This is a genomic window from Streptomyces sp. NPDC029138 (assembly GCF_055564375.1).
Genome location: NZ_JBVHWM010000013.1, coordinates 96581 through 115265, shown reverse-complemented (window position 1 = coordinate 115265; position 18685 = coordinate 96581). Strand labels below are relative to the sequence as shown.

At 72.4% G+C, this 18685-nt stretch carries 16 protein-coding genes and 1 pseudogene; 5 read left to right on the top strand and 12 right to left on the bottom strand.

Features of this window, described 5'->3' with window-relative positions:
* The first annotated feature begins 86 nt into the window (after nt 1-86).
* From ACZ4WH_RS14510 to ACZ4WH_RS14500, 3 genes are all read left to right on the top strand, one after another.
* The gene (locus tag ACZ4WH_RS14510) at nt 87-608 is read left to right on the top strand and encodes a flavin reductase family protein (protein WP_468180177.1); all 522 of its coding nucleotides are present in this window, start codon (nt 87-89) and stop codon (nt 606-608) included.
* 66 nt (nt 609-674) lie between these two features.
* The gene (locus ACZ4WH_RS14505; RefSeq protein ID WP_468180175.1) at nt 675-1745 is read left to right on the top strand and encodes an acyltransferase domain-containing protein; all 1071 of its coding nucleotides are present in this window, start codon (nt 675-677) and stop codon (nt 1743-1745) included.
* Nucleotides 1746-1830: 85 nt separating this feature from the next.
* Complete coding sequence (locus ACZ4WH_RS14500) at nt 1831-2424, top strand: DUF1579 family protein (RefSeq protein WP_468180173.1); 594 nt, start codon at nt 1831-1833, stop codon at nt 2422-2424.
* A 142-nt stretch (nt 2425-2566) separates the two neighbouring features.
* On the opposite strand, the gene ACZ4WH_RS14495 is transcribed toward ACZ4WH_RS14500, so the two are convergent.
* Nucleotides 2567-3361: an SDR family NAD(P)-dependent oxidoreductase gene (locus ACZ4WH_RS14495; RefSeq protein ID WP_468180171.1), complete on the bottom strand. Its 795-nt coding sequence runs from the start codon at nt 3359-3361 to the stop codon at nt 2567-2569.
* Between the two features lie 239 nt (nt 3362-3600).
* Between ACZ4WH_RS14495 and ACZ4WH_RS14490 the strand changes: the two are divergent.
* Nucleotides 3601-3820 (top strand): annotated as a pseudogene (locus ACZ4WH_RS14490) (helix-turn-helix domain-containing protein); the annotation flags it as partial.
* 261 nt (nt 3821-4081) lie between these two features.
* Here the strand turns inward: ACZ4WH_RS14490 and ACZ4WH_RS14485 are convergent.
* From ACZ4WH_RS14485 to xylB, 10 genes are all read right to left on the bottom strand, one after another.
* Nucleotides 4082-4732 carry an FMN-binding negative transcriptional regulator gene (locus ACZ4WH_RS14485; protein WP_468180169.1) on the bottom strand — a complete coding sequence of 217 codons (651 nt, stop codon included), beginning with the start codon at nt 4730-4732 and terminating at the stop codon, nt 4082-4084.
* A 2-nt stretch (nt 4733-4734) separates the two neighbouring features.
* Nucleotides 4735-5691, bottom strand: a complete 957-nt coding sequence (locus ACZ4WH_RS14480) for a MerR family transcriptional regulator (protein WP_468180167.1) — start codon at nt 5689-5691, stop codon at nt 4735-4737.
* Nucleotides 5692-5893: 202 nt separating this feature from the next.
* Nucleotides 5894-7417 carry an acetaldehyde dehydrogenase ExaC gene (gene exaC / locus ACZ4WH_RS14475; RefSeq protein ID WP_468180165.1) on the bottom strand — a complete coding sequence of 508 codons (1524 nt, stop codon included), beginning with the start codon at nt 7415-7417 and terminating at the stop codon, nt 5894-5896.
* Nucleotides 7418-7472: 55 nt separating this feature from the next.
* Nucleotides 7473-8780, bottom strand: coding sequence for a GAF domain-containing protein (locus ACZ4WH_RS14470; protein WP_468180163.1), 1308 nt, complete (start codon nt 8778-8780; stop codon nt 7473-7475).
* Between the two features lie 188 nt (nt 8781-8968).
* Nucleotides 8969-9568, bottom strand: coding sequence for an N-acetylmuramoyl-L-alanine amidase (locus ACZ4WH_RS14465; protein WP_468180224.1), 600 nt, complete (start codon nt 9566-9568; stop codon nt 8969-8971).
* A gap of 79 nt (nt 9569-9647) precedes the next feature.
* Entirely contained in the window at nt 9648-10661 is a 1014-nt protein-coding gene (locus ACZ4WH_RS14460; protein WP_468180161.1) for an acetamidase/formamidase family protein, read from the bottom strand.
* A gap of 82 nt (nt 10662-10743) precedes the next feature.
* Entirely contained in the window at nt 10744-12228 is a 1485-nt protein-coding gene (locus tag ACZ4WH_RS14455) for an APC family permease (RefSeq protein WP_468180159.1), read from the bottom strand.
* 428 nt (nt 12229-12656) lie between these two features.
* The gene (locus ACZ4WH_RS14450) at nt 12657-13148 is read right to left on the bottom strand and encodes an NUDIX hydrolase (RefSeq protein WP_468180157.1); all 492 of its coding nucleotides are present in this window, start codon (nt 13146-13148) and stop codon (nt 12657-12659) included.
* Nucleotides 13149-13191: 43 nt separating this feature from the next.
* Nucleotides 13192-14400 (bottom strand): ROK family protein, encoded by a 1209-nt coding sequence (locus ACZ4WH_RS14445; RefSeq protein ID WP_468180155.1) that lies wholly within the window; start codon nt 14398-14400, stop codon nt 13192-13194.
* A gap of 51 nt (nt 14401-14451) precedes the next feature.
* Nucleotides 14452-15897 carry a xylulokinase gene (xylB, locus tag ACZ4WH_RS14440; protein ID WP_468180153.1) on the bottom strand — a complete coding sequence of 482 codons (1446 nt, stop codon included), beginning with the start codon at nt 15895-15897 and terminating at the stop codon, nt 14452-14454.
* Nucleotides 15898-16056: 159 nt separating this feature from the next.
* Between xylB and xylA the strand changes: the two genes are divergently transcribed.
* Complete coding sequence (gene xylA / locus ACZ4WH_RS14435; RefSeq protein ID WP_468180151.1) at nt 16057-17223, top strand: xylose isomerase; 1167 nt, start codon at nt 16057-16059, stop codon at nt 17221-17223.
* 63 nt (nt 17224-17286) lie between these two features.
* On the opposite strand, the gene ACZ4WH_RS14430 is transcribed toward xylA, so the two are convergent.
* Nucleotides 17287-18627 carry an esterase-like activity of phytase family protein gene (locus tag ACZ4WH_RS14430; protein ID WP_468180149.1) on the bottom strand — a complete coding sequence of 447 codons (1341 nt, stop codon included), beginning with the start codon at nt 18625-18627 and terminating at the stop codon, nt 17287-17289.
* Between the last annotated feature and the right edge of the window lie 58 nt (nt 18628-18685).

Genomic DNA, 18685 nt, shown 5'->3' with positions numbered 1-18685 from the left:
TGGGCCGCACCGGCGCTAATGATCGAGTGAGGGTGTGGATTTCGTCATGAAGAATCATCGGAATGTGGTCCTGAGGGAGGCCGGGCATGTCCACTCCGGTCGATAGGCAGACGCGGCTGATAAAGGACTTCAAGGAGGTGATGAGTCACTGGGCGAGCGGCGTGACCGTGGTCACGACGACCGGACCGACCGGGCGTCCGCACGGATTCACGGCCAGCTCCTTCACCGTGGTCTCACTGGACCCGCCGACCGTCCTCGTATGTCTGGACCGAACCGCTGACTGCGCCCCGGCATTCGCCGGCGCCCAGTGGCTCGCCGTCCATATCCTCGGCGCCGGCCAGCGCGACATGGCCGGACGGTTCGCGCGCAAGGGCCCGGACAAGTTCGCCGGGCTCGCGACCGAGCCCGGCCGGTCCGGCACCCCCCTGCTCACCGACGCGGTGGCGACGCTGGAGTGCCGCACGGTACGGCGGCTGACGGTCGGGGACCACTGGGTGCTGTTCGCCGAGGTGCACGAGGCCCGTACGGCGGGGGAGGACGGGCCGGCCGAGGACCGGCCGCTGCTCTACCACCGGCGCGCCTTCCACGCCCTGGACCGCGCCGACTGAGCGCGGACCACCCCCGCTCCAGGTCTGCTCCTGATCCGGTCCATCCCCGGCTGCCAGCCTCGGGGCATGCGATCAATCGCCTTTCTCCTGCCGGGCCAGGGTTCGCAGAGCGCCGGGATGGCGACGCGCCTGTACGCGCACGACGAGGTGTTCGCCGCCGCGATGGACGAGTTCTTCGCCGCCCTCGGCGACAGCGGCCGGCAGTTGCGCGCCGACTGGCTGTCCGCCGACCCCGTCCTGCCCATGGACCACGTCCAGCGCTCGCAACCCCTGCTGTTCGCCATCGACCACGCCTACGGACGCCTGCTGCTCTCCTGGGGCATCACCCCGGCCGCCCTGCTCGGCCACAGCATGGGCGAGGTCGCGGCGGCCGTACTCGGCGGCGTCCTCGACTTCACCGAGGCCGCGCGCCTGGTCTGGTGGCGCTGCGAACGCCTCGTGGACGTGCCGGCGGGCGGCATGGCGGCCGTCGCCGCGGCCCCCGACGCGGTACGGCCGCACCTGCGCGGCCAGGTCGTCGTGGGCGGCGTGAACGCGCCGAAGCAGACCATCGTCGCCGGCCCTCAGCGGCACCTGGACGAGGTGATCCGGTCGCTGCGCGCGGCGGGCATCACCTGCGCGGCCGTACCCTCCCGGACACCGTTCCACAGTCCCGCGCTGGCCGACTCGGTACCGGCCGCACGCGAGGCCTTCGCACGGATCACGCGCCGCCCGCCGGAGGTCCCCGTCGTCTCCTGCTACACCGCGGCCCCCCTGACCGACGCCGAAGCCGTGGACCCTGACTACTGGGCTCCGCAGCCGGCCCAGCCGGTGCTGTTCTGGCCGGCGCTGGACGCGCTGCTCGCCACGGGCGACCACGTGCTGGTGGAGACCGGCCCCGGCCAGGTGCTGTCCCGGCTGGCCCGCCGGCACCCGGCGGTCCGCGCCGGGCGCAGCAGGGTCGTACCGCTGGCACCGGCCCGGCCGGGCGCGGAGGTGGCGACGCTGCTGGCCGCCCGCGAGGCGCTCGCGGAGGAGGCGAGTGCGGAGACGGCGCTCGCGGATGCGGAGGCGAGTGCGGAGGAGGCGGTCGCGGATGCGGAGGCGAGTGCGGAGGTGGCGCTCGCGGATGCGGAGGCGAGTGCGGTCACCAGGTGAACGCCCGCCCCCGACCACACCGTCACGGCCTCGCCGGGCCGACCCGGCGAGGAGATCACACCCTTTCCCACCCTGGAGGTCCGTCATGAGAGCAAGAACCCGTGCCGGCGTCGTCGCCGTGGCCGCCGTCCTCGGCCTGAGCACGGTATGGTCCGTCAGCGCCGCCGGCGATGACGGCCGGCCGCGGAGCCGGCCGGCCAAGACCGGCACCGCTCCCGAGGAGATGCACCAGCTCGACTTCCTGCTGGGCTCCTGGAGATGCCCGACCACGGTCACGGCGCCGGGTTCCCCGTCGGAGACCAGCGTGGTGGTCGGCACCATCAAGCCGGTGCTGGGCGGTGCCTGGTACCAGTGGGACGCGCTGCGGCTGCCCAACGAGCAGATGCCGCAGAAGGCGCTGTCCCGCTGGATGATCGGCGGCTGGAACGCCACCGACAAGACGTTCACCGCCCTCTACACCGACGACCGGGGCTCTTACGGCGTGGAGCACACCGAACCGGGTGCCGCGTCGCAGGGGCATGCGAAGTTCGTCGGCCAATACACCATAGGCAAGGGCAAGTTCACGTTCATCGACGAGTTCACGAAGGTCAGCGACGATCACTTCCGTGACGTGATCTCCGCCAAGAACGCCGACGGCGACGTCGTCCCGGCGGGTTCCGTGGAGTGCTACCGCCGCTGACCCGGACGGACACGCGGAAAGCGGCGCTGCGACCGGCCCTCGGACCGGCCGCAGCGCCTTCGTGCGTGCCGCACGCGGCGGGCCCGGCGCGGGCAGGGGGCTCGACGCGGGCGCGGGCGGCGGCTCAGCGCGGGCGGCGGGTTCAGTAGTTCCCGAGCCCGCCGCACACGTTGAGGGCCTGGGCGGTGATGGAGGCCGCGACGTCCCCGGCCAGATAGCCGACCAGCCCGGCGACCTCCTGCGGCGTGGTGTACCGGCCCAGCGGGATACGGGTGTTGAAGCGCTCCAGCACCTCGTCGGCGCCGATGCCCCACTGTTCGGCGTACCCCTCGCGGACGTGCACGGCCATCGGCGTCTCCACGAAGCCGGGGCACACGGCGTTGACGGTGATTCCCGACTTGGCCAGCTCCAGGCCGAGCGCCTTGGTGAAGCCGACCACGCCGTGTTTGGAGGCGGAGTAGGGGGCGGCGAGGACGACGCCCTGTTTGCCGCCCGTGGAAGCGATGTTGATGACGCGGCCGAGGCCCTGCTCCAGCATCCCGCCGGCGGTCAGGACCTCACGGGTGATGCGGAAGACGCTGTTGAGGTTCGTCTCGATGACGTCCTCCCACAGCTCGTCGGGGATCTCCGCGGTCTTTCCGCCGCCCCCGCGCCCGGCGTTGTTCACGAGCAGGTACAGCGGTCCGAAGCGGTCCCGCGCGGCCCGCACCAGGCGGCGGATGTCGTCCTTCGAGCTCACGTCGGCCGCGACGCCGTCGACGTCCAGCCCGCGGCCCCGCAGCTTGTCGGTGACCGCGGTGACGGCGCCGCCGTCGCGACCGCACAGGAAGACCGAGTAGCCCTGCTCCGCGAGGAGTTCCACGACGGCGAGGCCGATCCCGCTGGTACCGCCGGTGACGAGAGCGGCCCGTGCCTGTCCGTCCGACGCTGTGGCCATAGGTCATCCACTCCTTGGGTGAGAGGTCACTGCACCCTCAGGTGTATGCCGGTCTGCTGGCGCCCTGCTGGAGTCTCCGTCCAGCGCGGTCACGCGCACAGCGCCACCGGGATCGTCAGTACCCGTAGGCGGAGTCGACAGCGTGGCGATCAGCCGCGACCACTCGCGCGACGCTCCGGTACGGCGGCCTGCCCGACGCCTCCGCCCGGAGCGGAGGGCCGACCCGCCTGAGGAGAGCGATGCCCCGCAGCGCCGACACGGACCTCGCGGAGCGGGCCGATGCCGCCCGCAACCGCGCCCGGCTGCTGGAGGCCGCCGCCGGAACCGGTGGCCGGGCGGGGAGCCGAGCAGGTGACGATGAACGAGGCCGCGCAGGCCGCCGGCGTGGGGAAGGGCACGCTCTTTCGCCGGGTCGGTGACCGCACCGGACTCCTGCTGGTTGTGCTGGATGTGGCCGAAGCCTGACCGTCTGCGGTCACCGGGCCCCTTCGCAAGGCCGCCACCGAGGCAGGCGACACCCAGCTGATCCACCCGGGGGCGGGAACGGGTCACCGCCAGGCCCGGGCCGAGCCCGCCGCCGACACCTTCCAACGACTCGCCGGCCGGGTGTGAGGCAGGCCTGGCCGCCGGTGGCGCCGAGGGCTCCGGCGAAGTCGACGCCCGTGGTGGCGTCAGACGTCGGGGACCAGGTGCGGGCGGGCCGCGCGGGAGGCGGGTACGTCAGGCCTTGGTGGCGTGCGGGTCGTGGGCGCGGACCGCGGCGGCGACCGCCGCGTCGTCGGGGCGGTCGCGGGCTTCGAGGCCGGCGATGACCCCCTCGACGTTCTCCCGCGGCTGGTTCTGGCTGAGCTTGCACTTGGCCTCGACGCGGCTGATGACCAGCTCGACGCCGACGACGGCGCGCAACTGCTGCTCGATGAACGTCGCCGGGGCCTGGTCGACGGACCAGGGCTCGCTGTGGCCGGCCTCGTGCCGGTCGGTCAGACGGCGGATCTGTGCCTCGATCCAGGCCGGGGCGTCGTGCACGACCAGCTGCCCGTACACGTGCGCGGTCATGTAGTTCCACGTCGGCACCACGCGATGGTGCTCCCGCTTGGTGGCGTACCAGCTCGGCGTGATGTACGCCTCGGGCCCACGGACGATCACCATGGCCTCGCCCTGCACCGGCCGGCGCCACTGGTCGTTGGCGCGGGCCATGTGACCGATAAGGGCGCCGTGGTCACCGGTGTCCGGGTCGTACTCGAAGGGCAGCGGGGTGGCCACGAGCCCCTGTGGCGTCATGGTGATCAGATCGGACGCTCCGCTGTGGGTCAGCAGGTCACGGACGGCGTTCTCGTCGGGTACGAAGGGGCGGGGGACGTACACAGGCATCCTTACAGGGGGTTCTCGCGCATCCAGGTCAGAACCTGCTGGGCGTGGGCGTTCGGCGGGAAGACGGGGTAGAAGGCGTGCTCGATGACGCCGCCGCGGACGACGAGCGTGAGCCGCTTGAACAGTCGCATCCCGCCGGCCTCGAAGGTGGGCAGACGGAGGGCGTCGGCGAGGCCGAGGGTGGGGTCGGAGAGCATGTCGAAGGGCAGGCCGAGCCGCTCCACGACCTCCTTCTGGTAGCCGGTGTCCTGGCTGGACAGCCCGTACACGCGGCCGGCGCCGGCTTCCAGGAGGTCCTGGAAGTGATCGCGGAAGCCGCATGACTCGGGCGTACAGCCGCGGGCGCCCGGGATGGAGTTCCAGCCCTCCGGCAGGTCGGTGCCGGGGCGGCCGGTGAGGGGGTAGACGTAGATCACCGCGCGGCGCGGACCGAGCGCGTCCAGGCGGATCGGTCTGCCCGCCGTGTCGGGGAGCGTGAGCGGTGGCACCGCCGTGCCGGGGAGGTGGGCGGCGGCGCCGTCGTCCGCCGGGACGGGCAGGTCCGCGGGCAGGGTCAGGTAGTCCGCAGCCCCTGGTCCGGCCTCCTTGAGCGGTACGACACCGCTGCCCCGGTGGGCCGCCACCCGCAGGTTGGTGATCAAGGTCGCGCGGCGGGCGTTCAGGGCCTCGATGCGCTCGGTGAGCTCGTCGATGGCCTCCCGGTAGGTGGCCAGCGAGGCGGGGCAGTCGTCGGCGTGCCGGCTCCCGGCGGCCAGGCACTCCAGGAAGGGCCGGGTACGCTCGACGGGGATGCCCAGTCGGTGCAGGGATCTGATCTCCTGGACGAGGCGTACGTCGTCCTCGGTGTAGATGCGGTAGCCGTTGGCGAGTCGCTCGGGCGTGAGCAGACCCAGCGATTCGTAGTACCGCACTGCTTTCGTCGTCGCGCCGGCCCGACGGGCAAGCTCACTGATCTTCATGCCGTTCACCTCGCCGCTCAGGCTAAACCTTGCCCTCAGGGGCAAGGTCAAGCGCCGAGCGGGCCACGTCACGGGTTCCGGGCACCGGGTACACCGAGCACACCGCCAGGGGCTGGATGAACGGGCGTCGAGCAAAAGGCTTGGCGCCGACCAGGGGGTCTGCCCTGGTCGGCGCCATTCCCGTGTCCGAGTGTCCAGGTGTCTAGAAGAAGCCCAGCTTCTTCGGCGAGTACGACACCAGGAGGTTCTTGGTCTGCTGGTAGTGCTCCAGCATCATCTTGTGCGTCTCACGGCCGATCCCCGACTGCTTGTAGCCGCCGAACGCCGCGTGCGCCGGATAGGCGTGGTAGCAGTTGGTCCACACACGTCCCGCCTGGATCGCGCGGCCCGCGCGGTAGGCGGTGTTCATGTCCCGGGTCCACACGCCCGCGCCCAGCCCGTACAGCGTGTCGTTGGCGATTTTGATCGCGTCGTCGAAGTCGTCGAAGGAGGCCACCGAGACGACCGGGCCGAAGATCTCCTCCTGGAAGATCCGCATACGGTTGTCACCCTCGAAGATGGTCGGCTGGACGTAGTACCCGCCCTTCAACTCGCCCTCGTGCTCGACGCGTTCCCCGCCCGTGAGGATCTTCGCGCCTTCCTGGCGGCCGATGTCCAGATAGGAGAGGATCTTCTCCAGCTGGTCGTTGGAGGCCTGCGCGCCGATCATGGTGTCGGTGTCCAGCGGGTGGCCCGGCTTGATGAGGCGGGTGCGTTCGACGGCCGCCTCCAGGAACTCCGCGTAGTGACCGCGCTGGATCAGCGCCCGGGACGGGCACGTGCACACCTCGCCCTGGTTGAGCGCGAACATCGTGAAGCCTTCGAGCGCCTTGTCGCGGAAGTCGTCGTCGTGCGCCCACACGTCGTCGAAGAAGATGTTCGGCGACTTCCCGCCGAGTTCCAGCGTGACCGGCTTGATGTTCTCCGAGGCGTACTGCATGATCAGCCGCCCGGTCGTGGTCTCCCCGGTGAACGCGACCTTCGCCACCCGCGGGCTCGACGCCAGCGGCTTGCCCGCCTCCACACCGAAGCCGTTGACAATGTTCAGCACGCCCGGCGGCAGCAGGTCCGCGATCAGGCTCAGCCAGTAGTGGATGGAGGCCGGGGTCTGCTCGGCCGGCTTGAGGACCACCGCGTTCCCCGCTGCCAGCGCCGGCGCGAGCTTCCAGGCCGCCATCAGGATCGGGAAGTTCCAGGGGATGATCTGGGCGACGACTCCGAGCGGCTCGTGGAAGTGGTACGCCACCGTGTCGTCGTCCAGCTCGCCCAGCGACCCCTCCTGCGCCCGGATCGCCCCCGCGAAGTAGCGGAAGTGGTCGATGGCGAGCGGGATGTCGGCGGCCAGCGTCTCCCGGACCGGCTTGCCGTTCTCCCAGCTCTCGGCCACCGCCAGCGGCTCCAGGTGCGCCTCCATCCGGTCGGCGATCTTCAGCAGGATGTCGGAGCGCTCCGCCACCGGCGTACGGCCCCACCCGGGCGCCGCCTCGTGCGCCGCGTCCAGCGCCCGCTCGACGTCCTCCGCGGTACCGCGCGCGATCTCCGTGAACGGCTGCCCGTTGACCGGCGACGGATTCTCGAAGTACCGCCCGCGCGCCGGCGGCACATAGGCGTCGCCGATGAAGTGGTCGTAGCGCGCCTGGTAGGAGACGATCGCGCCTTCGGTGCCCGGCGCCGCGTAACGAGTCATCCTGATTGCCTCCCGGTGCAGCGCTGCCCGCCGTTGGGCAGCTCTCGGCGGGAGGTTAGACGGGCGGACGTTGCAAGTACGTTGCACCGCGGGTCCGCGCCCGTGCCCGACCGCCGGGCGCCGTCAGTTCGGCCTCCAGCGCGGCGAGGCGGGCCCGGACCGGAGCCGTCGGGCGTACCGCGGCGAGTGCCCGCCACACCTCGACGTCCTCCTCGCCCCACGGCGCGTGCGCCCAGTCCGCCAGCAGGTCCGGGTCACGATGGGCGATCAGCGCCGTACGCAGCCCGTCGGCCAGCCGCTCCCGCAGCCGGACGATCGCGGGGGCCTGCGAACCGGGCAGCAGCGGACCGGCGTACGCCTCCGCCGCGGCGGTGAGCGCGCCCGTCTCCAGCCGCCGCTCGACCACGGCGGCGTCCGTTTCGACCGCCGCCGTCAGCCGGTACGGCCGCGAGGCGAGCGCCCCCGGGCCCAACAGCCGGCGCAGACGCGCCAGCTCCGCCCGCAGTGTCACCGGCGTCACCGACTCGTCCGCGTACAGCGCGCAGAGCAGCTCGTCACCGCTCAGGCCCTCGGGATGCCGGGACAGCAGCACGAGGATCTCGCTGTGCCTACGGCTGAGCCTCATCCGCCGTCCGTCCAGGGCGAGTTCGGCCTCGTCCCGGCCGAGCGCGCTCAGCAGCGATCCGTCCTCGGCGGCGCGCGGCGGGACGAGCAGGGCGAGCTGAGCCTCGGCGGCCCGCGCCACCGCCTGCACGAAGCCGAGGCTGTGCGGATGGGCGAGCCCGTCCCCGCCGGTGATGTCCACCGCCCCGAGGACCCGTCCGGTGCGGGGATCGTGCACCGGAGCGGCGGCGCAGGTCCACGGCTGCACCCGCCGTATGAAGTGCTCCGCGGCGAACACCTGCACGGGCCGGTCCACGGCGACCGCTGTGCCCGGTGCGTTGGTGCCGACCGCGCTCTCCGCCCAGCGGGCCCCGGGCACGAAGTTCATCCGGTCCGCGCGGCGCCGGGTCGCCGCGTGCCCTTCCACCCACAGCAGCCTGCCGTGCGCGTCGCACACCGCCAGCAGATGCTCGCCATCGGCCGCGAAGGTACCCATCAGCTCCCGGAACAGGGGCATCACCCGGGCCAGGGGATGCTCCGCGCGGTAGGCGCCGAGATCGCCGTCGGTCAGCTCCACGCTGGCGGTGCCGTCCGGCCCGACACCGGCCCGCGCGCTGCGCCGCCACGACTCCGCCACCACCGACCGCACCGGGCGCGGCACCGTGCCCACCGTGGTGAACGTCTCGTGCGCCCGGCGCAGCAACCGGACGCGCTCGGCGGGGTCGGTCCCCGGCTCCAGGGCAACCCACGGATCGGTCAACTCGGCCTCCCCGGACAGTGGAACAGTGGTGGTGCGGTGCGGTAAGGAGATGCTGATACGGGGTACGGCGGCTCCGGGCGGTGATGCGGCGGGCTCGGCGGTGGCGCAGCGGCTGCTACGGCGGCTGGGACCATCGTCACCCCGGGTGTTCGCTCGGACAACCGGTGCGACGGCGGCTCCGCCTCCGGTCAGGCGAAGTTGACCATTCTGATGTACCGCACCCAGTCCCAGTCCGGCCCCGGGTCGGTGTGGTCGGTGCCGGGCACCTGGTAGTGGCCGAGGATGTGCTCCCTGTCCCGGGGGATGCCGTACTTGGCGCAGATCGCCGCCGTGAGCTTCGCCGACTCCTCGTAGAGGGCGTCGGTGAAGTAGGCGGGCTGGTCCACCCAGCCCTCGTGCTCGATGCCGATGCTGCGCGTGTTGTAGCTCCAGTTGCCCGCGTGCCAGGCGATGTCGGCCTCGCGCACGCACTGGGCGACGTGCCCGTCCGTCGAGCGGACCACATAGTGCGCGGACACCTTCTTCTGCGGGTTGCTGAAGATCGCCAACGTGTCGGTGTACGTCTCCTGCGTGACGTGGATGATCACTCGGTCGATGGCGTAGTCGACGGGGCGGTCGGACGCCGTGCGGTTGGAGCTGCTCGCCGGCTGCCACTCGGCGGGCGGATAGTCGACGGCCGCGGTCTGCGCACCGGCCCGCGGGTCGGGAAGCAGCGCGTAGGGGACGGCGGCGAGTGCCGCGCCCTTGAGCAGCCGGCGCCGGCTGAGCCGCGGTCTGGCTCGGTCCATGTCCATGGCGGGATGCCTTTCTGGATGCCTTTCGGAACGCCTTCGGCGGGCTTTCGGGAGTCGGGGTACGACGGAGAGGTCAGCGGCGCAGGGTCCGCGCGGTCTCCCGCAGCCGTGCGTGCATGCCGCGGTACGTCTCCCGCGCGGGCAGCCACTCCTTGCGGAGCTTGGCCACGCACGTGTAGTTCGTGTCGCACACGTTGGCCAACGGTGATTCGACCGCCTGGGTTGCGAATTGGTACGCGTCCAGCTCACTGAACCCGTAGTCGCGCACCAGCCACTGCACCAGGTCGAGCTGGGATATCCGGAACGCGTCCTCCAGCGGGCGGGCCGAGCCGGTCGAGATGATGTGCGTGTCCGACTCCAGCCGGGGCCACGGTGTGGTGACGTCCTTGAGGAGGTCGACGACCACCACCGTGTTCATCGCGCACTCCACGGCCACGCCACAGGTCTCGCCCTCGCCCTGCCGGGCATGTCCGTCGCCGAGGCTGAGCAGGGCGCCCTCGACGTTGACCCCCAGGTAGCAGGTGACGCCGGCCCGCATCTCGGGCGTGTCCATGTTGCCGCCGTGGGCGTCCGGCACCAGGGCCGAGCGCACCTCCAGGTTGGCGGGAGCGACGCCCACCGTGCCGTGCATCGGGTCCATGGGCAGCTCCACCTGGAAGTCGCTGTCCCGCGCCTGGAACTGGGCCGTCCCGCGGGCCCGGTCCAACTGCCAGATCCACACCCGCTCCGGCAGCGGTGGCTGAAGCGTGGCCGTCGTGTGCGTGGAGGTCAGGGCGCCGAAGAGGGGGACCGTCGTGGACGCCGCCCAGTCGCGGGCCGGTTCGATCGACACGAAGTGCACGGCCACGGTGTCACCGGGCTCGGCGCCCTCGATGTGGAAGGGCCCGGTCTGCGGATTGAGAAAGGGGAACTCGCACACCTCGGACACGAGGTCCTTCTCGGAGCGGACCCGGCCCGCGAAGCAGTCCTCCGTGTAGAGGTCGAGAACCGTACCGGGCGCGATCCGCGCCAGGGGCGCCGCCCCGCCGAACGTCCAGGCGTACTGGTCCGGTTCGGGGCGCACGGTGAGCATCCGGGGGTCGGTCATCGTGGCGTGACTCCCTTCTGAAGACGATCCCCAGGGTGAGGGGATGCGGGCGGGCGTGGCTGTCGTGCCACGTGAGGGGCGGTCAGCTCGGCACGGTTCCGTCCAGGCGGCCGGCGCCGGGGTCGTACGCGTCGAGGTGCACCCGCGCGGTCTCGGCTATGCGCTCGGGATGCCGTCGTATGAGCACCAGCAGGACGACCACACCCACCGCCATCCACGCGCCGACGACCGGACCGGCGTAGGACACCGGGGCCGTCAGCTCCGTCACGAAGTCGAACACCGGCAGGCCGGCGGCCGTCAGCAGGGCGGGGACGAACGCGGCGATGCCCAGCACCGGGAACAGCAGGTGCCGTACCGGCTTGAAGGAAGCCCGGCGGGAGCGCAGGAAATAGCCGGCGCAGGAGAGGTTCACGACGATGTAGACGCCGACGACGACCGTGACGATCACCGTGGCGAGCAGCAGGAACGCGGTCACCGGGTCGTAGGCGAAGCCGAGCCCCAGCACCGCTCCGACCGCCACGACGGTCTGAAGGGCGATGCCGGCCACGGGGGAGCGGTGCCGGGGATGGAGCGTCGCGAGCAGGCCGGGCAGGACGCGGATCCGGGCCAGGGCGAAAGCCGTGCGGGTCGAGACGTTCGCACTCGCGTTGGCGTTGGCGATCGTGGAGTTGACCACCGCGAGGAACACCAGCACCCAGAAGAGACCGAACGAGGCCCGCGCGACGCCCTCCCAGGACGCCTCGCCCGAGGCGCCGAACTCCGCGAAGCGGTCCGGGCCGAAGTAGACGGTCATCGCGTACGTCGTGAGTACGTAGAACAAGCCGATGCCCAGGGCGGCTCCGAGGACCGCGCGGTGCATGGTCCGCCGCGGGTCGCGGGTCTCCTCGGCGAGCGGCGCCGCCGCCTCGAACCCGGCGAAGGCCAGCACTGTGTACACGGACCCGGCGAACACCCCGGCGGTCCCCGCGTACCCGTCGGCGGTATGGGACGTACCGAACACCGACAGGGTGTTGGCGCTGCCCGCCTCGCCGATGAGCAGCACGGCGAACACGAGGAGAACGAGGATCTCGAAGACGCCGAGGACGGTACCGAAGCGGGCGGAGGCGCGCACGCCGAGACAGCCGGAGACGGCGATCACCCCGGCTCCCGCCAGCGCCCACGGCCACCACAGGTCCGCCGGATACGCGGACCACTCCGCGTGCAGCGTGCCCGCCGCCGTGAAGCCCAGCTGGAGGAGCAGCAGGGGTGGCACCAGCATCTCCACGAAGACGTAGGCCCAGCCGACGAGGAAGCCGACGGCCGGGTGGAGGCCCCTTGCCGCGTAGGTCGCCACCGAGCCCGCCGCGGGCAGCTCGCGTGCCAGCTCGGCCACGCAGGAGGCGGTGAACAGACAGGCCACCAGGGCCACGAGCACCGCGAGCGGAAGGCTGCCGCCCGCGAACGCGGCGCCGGCCGGGATCGACGCGGCCACCGCGGCGGCCGGCGCCATGGCCGTGATGCTCTGGAACAGGACCTCGCGCAATCCGACGGCATCGCGCCGGAGCGTCCTCGTCGTCTCCCCGTGCATGTGTCCCCCCGATACGTGTCAGTCCGCTGCCACCGCCGCCTGTGCGTTCCTCATTTCGCAAGCGCCAGCCGCTTCATGACGGTCCGTCGGCTGCGCCTCGCGTGAATCACGGTACGACTCGGGCGGGTTGGGCAGAAGGGTGTGCCACGGTTCCGTGGACGAGTCGCGGCTTGTGGATAACTCGCCCACTCGATCGGGTGACGTCTGGTCGTGCGCGGGGGTCGGCGGCCGGGGCCTCACAGCCGGCGCTGGAGGATCTGGGGACTGGAGGTGCGGATGCTCGACGCCCGTTGCCGGCACAACCGGCCGTGCAGCCAGAGCCATCCGGCCCATCGGTCACCCGGCCCATCGGTCACCTGGCCCATCGGCCACCGGCCCACCTCACCCGGCCCACCCGCGTCATCAGGGGCGACCGCCGCCCCTCCCGATCACAGCGCCACGCCCTCCCGCAGATACACCACACCCCCACCGCGCACCGCCGCGTGCAGCGCCGTCAGCGTGGACCGCCGGGCGGCGAGCGGCAGACCGTGCAGTTCGTCGAGCGAGAACATCCCGTGTCGGTCATGCTCCGCGCTCAGCCGCACCGGGGTGTCGGCGGCCAGCGTGCCGCCGTGGAAGAAGCAGTCGAGAACCGGCCCGGTCCCGAGGACGTCCGCCCGGTGGTCGACACCGACCAGCGTCGGTGCCGGGCCGATGTCGATACCGGTTTCCTCGCGCATCTCCCTGCGCGCCGCCGACCGGGGATCCTCACCGCGGTCCAGCATCCCGCCGGGCAGCCACCAGTGCCCGGCGTCGGGCCGGCCCGGACCGTAGCGCAGCAGCAGGATGCGCGCCCGCTGGTCCAGCATCAGCACACACGAGGCGAGCAGCGCCCGTGGCTGGGACTTGATCCATTCCTCGCGTGGCACCCAGTCCGTCACCCGACCTCCAGCAGTCGTGGCCCCCGGCGTGCGGCGAGCCGCGTCAGGATCGTTCCGCCACCACCGCCGGATCGTCCAGTACCGCTCGGACGACCGAGTGCGCGGCGCCCAGCAGTGGGCCCTCGGAACCCAGCCGGGAGACCGTCACCGGGCAGGCCGGACCCGCCGTACGGCCCGTCAGCTCGGTGTCCAGTGACGGCAACAGCCAGGGGGACAGGCCGGCCAGGGCCCCGCCGAGGACCACCGTCTCGGGGTCGAGGAGGTTCACCGCGCCGGTCAGGGCGATGCCGAGTGCCGTACCGGCGTCCCGCAGCGCGGCCCGTACCCTCTCGTCGCCCGCCTCGGCCCGCTCGGCGAGCAGGCCCACCAGATCCTCCCGCGGCTCCAGCCCGGCCGCGCGCAGGACCGCTTCCTCGCCCGCGTACTGCTCCAGGCACCCCCGGCCGCCGCACGCGCAGGGGGGACCGTCCGGCCGTACGGGCACATGGCCCAGTTCGCCCGCGAATCCCCGGGTGCCGCGCAGCAGCCGGCCGTCCACGACGACCGCCGCGCCGATGCCGATCTCGGCCGACACGTGCAGGAAGTCGCCCGGTGTACCGGCACCGAGCCACAGCTCGGCCAGGGCACCGAAATTGGCCTCGTTGCCCACGGTCAGCGGCCCGTGGCCGGGTAGCAGCGGACCGAGGTCGAAGTCGTGCCAGTCGAGGTTCGGTGCCCGTACGACCGTCCGGCCGTCCCTGGCCACCAGTCCGGGCACGGCGACCGCGAGCCCGGCGGGCCAGAGTTCCGCGCGTTCCGCCTCCGCGACGACCTGGTGGATCAGCGCTGTCAGTTCCTCGATGACCGGTTCGGGCGCCCGGCCCCGGTTGGCGCCGCGCCGGACCGCCCGCGCGCGGACCTCGCCGCGCAGGTCGACCGCGCACACCGCGAGGTGGTCGACGCCGATCTCCGCCCCGATCCCGGCCGGCCCCCGACCGCTCACCGCGAGCGCCGACCCGGGCCGGCCCACCCGCCCCGGCCGCTCGGGGCCCAGTTCCTCCAGCAGGCCCCAGCGGATCAGCTCGTCCACCAGGGTCGACACCGCCGCCCGCGTCAGCCCGATCCGGGACGCGACCGCCGCCCGGGACAGCGAGCCCTCGGCGCTGACGGCGTGCAGCACCCGGGCGAGGTTGCGCCGGCGCATGCCCTGCTGGGTGTCCGGCAGGGCGCGCCCGGCGCCCGGTGGGCGCGCCTCGTGCAGCGGTGCGGTCATGCCTCCGTCAATCCTCGGTGTCTGCCGTCCGGCTGGTCGCGGGCGGCTCCGTCACTGGGTGTCCGTCCCCCGCTCCAGCAGCGGGGCCGCGTCGGAGAGTACCCCGGTGATCCGGTCCAGCGTCGCCCGGTCCCGCTCCACGGGCTCCAGGACCGGGCCCGCTGCCGTGTTCCAGCGGCGAGCGACCGCCGCGGGATCCTCGCCGGTCAGCAGTCCGGCCGCCTGCGCCGCCGCGCCCAGGGCGACCAGTTCCCTGGCCTCCGGGACCTGGACCGGCCGTCCCGAGAGCCGGCGCACGGTCTGCTGCCAGGCCGTCCCACGGGCGCCGCCGCCGATCAGGAGCAGCGGGGTGTCACGGTCCGCGTCCTCCTCGAGGACCAGGTCGAGGGCCCCGAGCAGCGCGTGCACCGCGCCGTCGTACGCGGCCTGTAGCAGCTGACCCGCGGTGGTGTCGTGCCGCAGACCGTGCAGCAGTCCGGAGGCGTGCGGCAAGTTCGGGGTGCGCTCGCCGTCCAGGTACGGCAGCAGGGTCACGGAGCCGCCGGATTCCACCGCCTCGCGGTCCAGATTCAGCAGGGCCGCCACGCGGTCCACCGCGAGGGTGCAGTTCAGGGTGCAGGCCAGGGGCAGCCAGTCCCCGCGCGCGTCGGCGAAGCCCGCCACCGTGCCGGTCGGATCGGTGGGGCGGCGCCGGGAGACGGCGTAGACCGTGCCGGACGTGCCGAGGCTCAGCACCGGGGTGCCGGGCCGCAGGCCGAGGCCCAGGGCCGCCGCCGCGTTGTCGCCGGTGCCCGGGGCCACCAGCGTGCCCTTCGAGAACGGCAGATCATGGCTGTCGCGCACGGTGCCGGCCACCTCGCCGGGCCGTACCACCCGGGGCAGCAGCGCCGGGTCCAGGCCGACGTGCGCGAGGGTCTCCTCGTCGTACGCCTCCGTCCCGGACGCCCACCAGCCCGTGCCGGAGGCGTCGCCGCGGTCGGTGGTGCCCTGCCCGGTCAGGCGCTCGGTGAGGTAGTCGTGGGGGAGCCGTACCGCCCGGGTCGCGCGGACCGCCTCCGGCTCGTGTTCGGCGAGCCACGCCCACTTGGTGACCGTGAAGGACGCCCCGGGCACGCTGCCGGTGCGCTCCGCCCAGGCCTTCGGTCCGCCCAGCTCCTCCACCAGACGGCCGGCTTGCGGTGCCGAGCGGACGTCGTTCCACAGCAGCGCCGGACGCACCGGCTCGCCGTGCTCGTCGAGGGTGACCAGGCCGTGCTGCTGGCCGCCGATCGACACCGCCGCCGCCTCGTGCGCCGCGTCACCGCACTGGCGCAGCGCCTCGCACAGCGCGTCCCACCACTGGCGCGGATCGCTCTCCCGGCCGGCGCCGGACGACACCGTGTGCGGTGCCTGGCCGCTCGCCACCACCTGACCCGTGGCCGCGTCGACGACCAGTGCCTTCGTGGACTGGGTGGACGTGTCCACTCCGACGACGAGCGGACCCTCGGCTGCTGACATCGGGCTCTCCCTCTTCCGCGGCTCCGCGGGATGTGCGGTGGGCTGTTTTCGAAGACACCTTGCTGTCGAAGACATCTTGTCTCTTCCCAGCGGTGCGTCGGCATACTAATTTGTAAACCGGCATGACGAAATAGTCGCAACGCAGCAAGGAGCCGCGGCATGAGCTACCAGCCCACCCCCGAGGACAGGTTCACGTTCGGACTCTGGACCGTCGGCTGGCAGGGAAGGGACCCGTTCGGCGACGCCACCCGCCGCGCCCTCGACCCGGTCGAGACGGTGCAGCGCCTCGCGGAACTCGGCGCCCACGGAGTGACCTTCCACGACGACGACCTGATCCCCTTCGGCTCCTCGGACACCGAGCGCGAGTCGCACATCAAGCGGTTCCGCCAGGCCCTGGACGCCACCGGCATGACCGTGCCGATGGCCACCACGAACCTCTTCACGCACCCCGTCTTCAAGGACGGCGCGTTCACCGCCAACGACCGCGACGTGCGCCGCTACGCCCTCCGCAAGACGATCCGCAACATCGACCTGGCGGTCGAGCTGGGCGCGAAGACGTACGTCGCCTGGGGCGGCCGTGAGGGCGCCGAGTCCGGCGCCGCCAAGGACGTACGTGCCGCCCTGGACCGCATGAAGGAGGCCTTCGACCTCCTCGGCGAGTACGTCACCTCGCAGGGCTACGACCTCCGCTTCGCCATCGAGCCCAAGCCGAACGAGCCCCGCGGCGACATCCTGCTGCCCACCGTCGGGCACGCGCTGGCCTTCATCGAGCGCCTGGAGCGGCCCGAGCTGTACGGCGTCAATCCCGAGGTCGGCCACGAGCAGATGGCCGGCCTGAACTTCCCGCACGGCATCGCGCAGGCCCTGTGGGCCGGGAAGCTCTTCCACATCGACCTCAACGGCCAGTCCGGCATCAAGTACGACCAGGACCTGCGGTTCGGCGCGGGTGACCTGCGGTCCGCCTTCTGGCTGGTCGATCTCCTGGAGAGCGCCGGTTACGAGGGGCCCCGTCACTTCGACTTCAAGCCGCCGCGGACCGAGGATCTCGACGGCGTGTGGGCGTCGGCGGCGGGCTGCATGCGCAACTACCTCATCCTGAAGGAGCGTGCCGCCGCCTTCCGCGCCGACCCGGAGGTACAGGAGGCGCTGCGCGCGTCCCGGCTGGACCAGCTGGCCCAGCCGACCGCGGCCGACGGCGTGCAGGCCCTGCTCGCCGACCGCGCGGCCTTCGAGGACTTCGACGTGGAGGCGGTCGCCGCGCGCGGCATGGCGTTCGAACGCCTCGACCAGTTGGCGATGGACCACCTGCTGGGCGCGCGGGGCTGAACGGAGGAGGGCCGGGGCGAGCGGCAGCGGCTCACCCCGGCCCTCCCGGCCGCGAGGCCCGTGTCACCGACCCTTGGGCAGCCGGACGTACGTCACGGTCGTCTTGATACCGCTGTCGACCAGGCGGCCCTGGGCGTCGAACGCGCCCGTCCCGTCGGTCATCCCGAAGTCGTCGTCGTTGATGAGCGCCAGCGTGTCGTGATCCACGCGCGCGATGCCCTCGATCTTCCCGGGCACCCCTGCGACCTTGCCCAGGTCGAACACCAGGCGCTTGGCCAGCACCGGCACGCCCTGCGCCGCGGGGTCGTCGAGCTGCTCCAGCGACGGAGCCGTGGTGTCGTCGTCCCAGGGGCCGCCGAGGATGTTCGACCGGCGTCCGAGGCTGACCAGCTGAAGCCGGGCGGCCTTGTCCGTGCGCTCCTCGACCAACAGCCGGTCACCGCCCACCGCGACCACCGACGAGATCTTCAGCTCGGAGGTGTCGTCCTCGCTCGGGTCCACCACGTTCACCGGGTCGAAGCGGTAGGCGTACTCGGCCGTGACGGCCTTGGCGCGCGGCGAGAAGCGCAGCAGGCGGGTGGTGCGCGAGGCGTCCCCGGCGTCCGCGTCCGGCAGCGACAGCGGGCTCTGGAGGGCCATCACCAGGTCCCCGCCGGGAAGCTGCGCCAGCCCCTCGAAGCCCCGGTTGATCTTGCGGTGCAGCAGGATCGACGGCAGCGCCTCCACCACCGGGTAGTCCGCACCGGTCAGAGCGAGCCCCTTGGGCACATAGCGCGCGAGGACCTTCCCGCGCGCAGAGACGTGCACGAGGGACGGCCCGTACTCGTCCACGAGCCAGAAACTGCCGTCCCCGGCCCGTACGATGCCCTCGGTGTCCAGGCCGTTCGGGTCGTAGGACAGCGGCGTCTGTGCGTCGTAGGTGTACGGCGCCTCGTCCCGGCTCCTCTGGTCGGGCAGTCCGGTGACGGCCTTCCCGGAGGAGGTGGTCAGCGGTATCGCGTCGATGACCTTGATCGTGTCCCCGGAGACCCGGATCTTCACGATCGCGGGATCGAATCCCGGCACCGGGAAGGTGCGGCGCTTCTTGCCGTCCACCTTGATCTGACCGTTGGGGCCCCGGTCGGTCACCGTCCAGTACTCACCCTTGCGGCCCGCCGGGTAGATGTCGCTGCCGATGCCGCCCAGCTTGATCCCGTGGTCGTCGGCCACGCTGCCGGGCAGCAGCGCGTTGCTGAACGCGCCGAGCGGGATCTCGCCGAGGGCCGCCGTGCGGATGACGCGGGCCTCCCCGGGCGGCGCCGCGGTGGCCGTCCCCGCCGCCAGCAGGGCGGCGGCCAGGGCCACGGGCAGAGTCGTGGCGACGGAACGGTGGACGCGGCGCCGGCCGGCGGCATGCGGGAACATCGGGCCTCCAGGAGCAAGGTCGTTGACTGCGGCCACCATTGGGCCCCCGGAGGAACGC

Bases quoted from the DNA above. Each gene is read 5' to 3' on its own strand.
- ACZ4WH_RS14510 (WP_468180177.1), top strand. From the start codon at position 87: ATGTCCACTCCGGTCGATAGGCAGACGCGGCTGATAAAGGACTTCAAG.
- ACZ4WH_RS14505 (WP_468180175.1), top strand. From the start codon at position 675: ATGCGATCAATCGCCTTTCTCCTGCCGGGCCAGGGTTCGCAGAGCGCC.
- ACZ4WH_RS14500 (WP_468180173.1), top strand. From the start codon at position 1,831: ATGAGAGCAAGAACCCGTGCCGGCGTCGTCGCCGTGGCCGCCGTCCTC.
- ACZ4WH_RS14495 (WP_468180171.1), bottom strand. From the start codon at position 3,361: ATGGCCACAGCGTCGGACGGACAGGCACGGGCCGCTCTCGTCACCGGC.
- ACZ4WH_RS14485 (WP_468180169.1), bottom strand. From the start codon at position 4,732: ATGCCTGTGTACGTCCCCCGCCCCTTCGTACCCGACGAGAACGCCGTC.
- ACZ4WH_RS14480 (WP_468180167.1), bottom strand. From the start codon at position 5,691: ATGAAGATCAGTGAGCTTGCCCGTCGGGCCGGCGCGACGACGAAAGCA.
- exaC (WP_468180165.1), bottom strand. From the start codon at position 7,417: ATGACTCGTTACGCGGCGCCGGGCACCGAAGGCGCGATCGTCTCCTAC.
- ACZ4WH_RS14465 (WP_468180224.1), bottom strand. From the start codon at position 9,568: ATGGACCGAGCCAGACCGCGGCTCAGCCGGCGCCGGCTGCTCAAGGGC.
- ACZ4WH_RS14460 (WP_468180161.1), bottom strand. From the start codon at position 10,661: ATGACCGACCCCCGGATGCTCACCGTGCGCCCCGAACCGGACCAGTAC.
- ACZ4WH_RS14455 (WP_468180159.1), bottom strand. From the start codon at position 12,228: ATGCACGGGGAGACGACGAGGACGCTCCGGCGCGATGCCGTCGGATTG.
- ACZ4WH_RS14445 (WP_468180155.1), bottom strand. From the start codon at position 14,400: ATGACCGCACCGCTGCACGAGGCGCGCCCACCGGGCGCCGGGCGCGCC.
- xylB (WP_468180153.1), bottom strand. From the start codon at position 15,897: ATGTCAGCAGCCGAGGGTCCGCTCGTCGTCGGAGTGGACACGTCCACC.
- xylA (WP_468180151.1), top strand. From the start codon at position 16,057: ATGAGCTACCAGCCCACCCCCGAGGACAGGTTCACGTTCGGACTCTGG.
- ACZ4WH_RS14430 (WP_468180149.1), bottom strand. From the start codon at position 18,627: ATGTTCCCGCATGCCGCCGGCCGGCGCCGCGTCCACCGTTCCGTCGCC.